The following is a 3,285-nucleotide window of genomic DNA, read 5'->3' as shown; positions in this document are numbered from 1 at the left end:
CTCAGGCCCAGCCCCACCCCCCAGACCCCCGCCAGGTAGAGCCGGGCCGGGCTCTGGGGCATGCCAGCCCAGAAGGCCCAGTCCTCTCGGGGGGTGAGCAGGGGCAGCGTCAGGGCCAGCACAAAGGGGGGCAGCAGCAGCGCCAGCGAAGCAAAGAGCGAGACCACCGCCACCGCTTCGCCCCGGCCTGCAAACGCCAGGGCCAGCAGGGGCAGCAGGCCCACCGGCGCAAAAGCCCAGGGGTTGCGCAGGAGGGCCCTGGTATACAGGGGCAGCAGGGCGTTCATCGTCCGTAGCCGGGCACCCAGGCCTGCTTGCGCCCTCGAACCAGCAGCTCGTTCCAGCGCAGCTTCTCACCGGCGTGCTGAGGCCGCTCCTTCAGGTAATCCTCGAGTTCCCCGGCGCTCCTGAAGGCCAGGAGCCCTACCCCCATGGGGGTGCGGATGCGCTCATTGAATGAGGAAGTGGGCCTGTTCCGCCTCCAAAAAACGGGCCTCCTTGCGCTCGGAGGCGGCAAAGTCGGCCACATACATCTCTTTGGGGGTGGCCTGGGGGCCGCCATAACCCAGCACATGGTCGAGCAGGCAGCCCACGTCGTCGTAGGAGTACACCTTGCCGGTGGTAGTGACCATTTGCGCGGCGTAGCGGGCGTCCAGAATGGTCATGTTGCAGTAGGGGCAGGCATCCACCCCCACCCGCAGGGGCCGGGCCGCAGCCAGTGCCGGTTGCAGCACGCCAAAGCCCAGGGGCAGGGCCAGCAGTCCTTTGATCAGGGTACGTCGCTTCATGGGGGTTCCTTAGGGGGCCGGAGGCGAGTATCCACCCCCGGCCCAAATGGGTACGCTACTTCAGCAAGCCCGCGTGCTGGGCCAGCAGGTTCACCAGGTTCATCTCGGGCAAGGGGGCCAGATCCACCAGGGTCTGCCAGTCCAGGACGCGGGTGCGGCCCAGGTCGGGGTTCCGGCGGGCAAAGACCTCGGCCTCTACCCTGGAGTTGAACGCGGCCACCTTGGCATCCATCACCACCCAACCGCGCTTCTCGCCCCACAGGTAGACGGCCTGGCGAGCGGGCAGCAGCCGCACGGCCTCGGGGCCTTTGGCGGGGTCGTAAAGCCCCCGGTCGGCCACGTAGAAGGTGGTGCCCACCCCGTCGCGCAGGCCATGCACCCAGGCGTAGTTGACCATGCAGGCGATGGACTCAAAGTGGAGGGCGTCCATCCCCTTTTGCGGTTCCTTGAGGGCAATCTGGCTGTAGGTCTGCTCGAAGAAGCCTGGGTTGAAGGTACGGCCCATCCAGGCCCCCGGAGGGGGGGTCTTAAGGGGCATCCCGCAGAAGGCGCAGGTGCCCTTCTCCCAGGGGATGGCCCTGGCCGGGATGGTCTCGAGGGCCGCTGGAGCAGGCTGCATAGGCTGCGACTGCTGCATCTGTTGCATCTGCTGGGCCAGAGCCTGCGAGAGCGCAGTCGAAGCGCCTAAAGCCGAAAGCATCTTGATCACTTCACGACGGTTCTTGTGCATAGTTCACACTGCCTTGTTGGATCACCCGGCCATTCTCCAAACGTACAAACTGCTCGGCCAGGCGCGAGATTTCTTCCTGCCGGTGAGCCGATAAAATCACCAGCCCGCCCATAGCCAGGTGGGCGGCCATCCAGTCTTGCAAACGCTCGAGGCCCTCAGTATCCAGGGCCGAGGCGGGCTCGTCCAGCAGCCACAGTGGGGGATAGCCCATCAGCCCGGCGGCCAGGGCCAGCCGCTGCCGCCAGCCCCCCGAGAGCTGGGCCACCGGGCGCTTCAGGTGGGCCTCCAGGCCCATGCGCCCGGTGGCCTCGGCCCTGTCCTGAAGCGTGGCCCCCTTGAGCCGACGCGCCGCCTCCAGGATCTCTTCGGCCCGCAGGGTGGGGGGAAAGGTCAGGTGCTGGGGAATGTAAGCCCGCACGCGGGCTGCTCCCAGGCTGCGGGGGTCGTGTCCGAAGAGCCGAACCGTGCCGCCATCGGCTTTGAGCCGCCCGGCCAGCAGGCCCAGCAGGGTGCTCTTGCCCGCGCCGTTGGGGCCCAAGAGGGCCAGGCTGCCTGCCGTCAGGCGCAGGTGAGCATCGGCCAGGCGGCCTTTTTTGTGCAGCGCTACCACCTCAACCATAAGCCTCCCAACAGGCTCAAGAGGGCCAGCCCCACCAGGCCCGGTGCCACCGATGCAGCGGGGGGCGAGGCGGGCCGGGCTTCTGGGTCGGCCAGGGCCAGGAGCCGAAGCCCCGGCACCTTGGCCTCAGCCGCCTCCCAGAGCATGACCGCAGGCGAAAGGGCCAGGAGGCTCAGGTCGGGCTGGCGGGTGCTCAAAAGCGAGAAACTGCTGCTGGGCAGATGCGGCACCGGCAGCGGGGCGGCCCGGTCGAAGGCATTGCCCCGAAGGCGCACCTTAGCCCTGGGGTCGTCTACCGCCACATCCTGGAGGTTGCCTACAAAGGTATTGGCCTGGGCTACCAGGCTGTTCTGGTCGGTGTCGCGGGCGAAAAAGAGGGCGGTGCCATTGCGGTCAAAGTGATTCTGCTCGAGGAGGGTATCCCTCGAGTCCAGCGACAGAAGCCCGATGGTACTCTCTACGAAGCGATTGTTCTTGAGCACCGTTTTCCATTCCTCTTGCAGCAACAGCCCGTAGCGCAAGGGCCCCACCTCCCGGGCAAAAGTGTTGTGCTCCACCCGGTTCTCGGCCCCGTGCATGAGGGCCGAGCCCACCCGGTTGCCCTGGCTGTGGTTGCCCCGGACCTGGGCCTGATAAGTAAACATCAGGTGCAGCCCGTAGCGTTCCCCGGCTTCCACCCGGTTGCCCTCTACCACCACCCGTTCGCCGTACTCCACATACAGGTTGTCCAGGAAGCCCTGAATCCGGTTGCCCCGCAGCACCACGTCGTCGCTGCGGTAGGTTTGCAGGCCGGGGGCCGCTTGGGTGCCCTCCAAATCGCAGTTTTCCACCACCGCCCGGTTCGACTTTTCCACCCGGATACCGCCCGTGACCCCTCGGGCCCGCAGGCCCCGCACCACACAGCCCTCGCACCCGTACAGCGCCACGGCAGCATCGGGCTCGTAGAAGTCGTCCCCTTTGCCCACGTTTTGCACCTCGAGGTTCTCCACCACAATCCCCGGCGCCGAGAGGGTGAGGGCGGTGCCCTGGCCCCCGCCGTCCAGCACTGCGCCGGGGCGGGCTACCAGGCGCACACCGGGGGTGGTGATGCTCCAGGGGCCCTGGTGTACACCGGCTTCCAGCACCACGGTCTGGCCGGGGGGAAGGGG

The 3,285-nt window shown here is 67.4% G+C and carries 5 protein-coding genes and 1 pseudogene; all 6 read right to left on the bottom strand.

Going from position 1 to position 3,285, the window contains the following annotated elements; translation table 11 throughout:
• Positions 1–287 (bottom strand): annotated as a pseudogene (locus Mgrana_RS16470) (hypothetical protein); the annotation flags it as partial.
• Positions 284–433, bottom strand: a complete 150-nt coding sequence (locus Mgrana_RS17180) for a hypothetical protein (protein WP_240631418.1) — start codon at positions 431–433, stop codon at positions 284–286. The gene Mgrana_RS17180 and the pseudogene Mgrana_RS16470, both read right to left, overlap by 4 nt.
• A gap of 16 nt (positions 434–449) precedes the next feature.
• Positions 450–788, bottom strand: coding sequence for a nitrous oxide reductase accessory protein NosL (locus Mgrana_RS16465; protein ID WP_240631417.1), 339 nt, complete (start codon positions 786–788; stop codon positions 450–452).
• Between the two features lie 55 nt (positions 789–843).
• The gene (locus Mgrana_RS16460) at positions 844–1,518 is read right to left on the bottom strand and encodes a nitrous oxide reductase accessory protein NosL (protein ID WP_170146515.1); all 675 of its coding nucleotides are present in this window, start codon (positions 1,516–1,518) and stop codon (positions 844–846) included.
• On the bottom strand, positions 1,499–2,137 hold the full coding sequence (locus Mgrana_RS16455) for an ATP-binding cassette domain-containing protein (RefSeq protein ID WP_119358660.1): 639 nt from the start codon (positions 2,135–2,137) through the stop codon (positions 1,499–1,501). The genes Mgrana_RS16460 and Mgrana_RS16455 overlap by 20 nt, the downstream gene beginning before the upstream one ends.
• Positions 2,122–3,285: right-handed parallel beta-helix repeat-containing protein (locus Mgrana_RS16450; protein ID WP_119358659.1), on the bottom strand; the 1,164-nt coding region annotated here is incomplete at its 5' end. The genes Mgrana_RS16450 and Mgrana_RS16455, both read right to left, overlap by 16 nt.

Source organism: Meiothermus granaticius NBRC 107808 (genome assembly GCF_003574355.1).
Classification (GTDB): domain Bacteria; phylum Deinococcota; class Deinococci; order Deinococcales; family Thermaceae; genus Meiothermus; species Meiothermus granaticius.
This window is presented reverse-complemented; position numbering and strand designations above follow the sequence as displayed.

Coding starts and splice junctions, on each gene's coding strand:
- Mgrana_RS16455 (WP_119358660.1), bottom strand. CDS start 2,137: ATGGTTGAGGTGGTAGCGCTGCACAAAAAAGGCCGCCTGGCCGATGCT.
- Mgrana_RS16460 (WP_170146515.1), bottom strand. CDS start 1,518: ATGCACAAGAACCGTCGTGAAGTGATCAAGATGCTTTCGGCTTTAGGC.
- Mgrana_RS17180 (WP_240631418.1), bottom strand. CDS start 433: ATGGGGGTAGGGCTCCTGGCCTTCAGGAGCGCCGGGGAACTCGAGGAT.
- Mgrana_RS16465 (WP_240631417.1), bottom strand. CDS start 788: ATGAAGCGACGTACCCTGATCAAAGGACTGCTGGCCCTGCCCCTGGGC.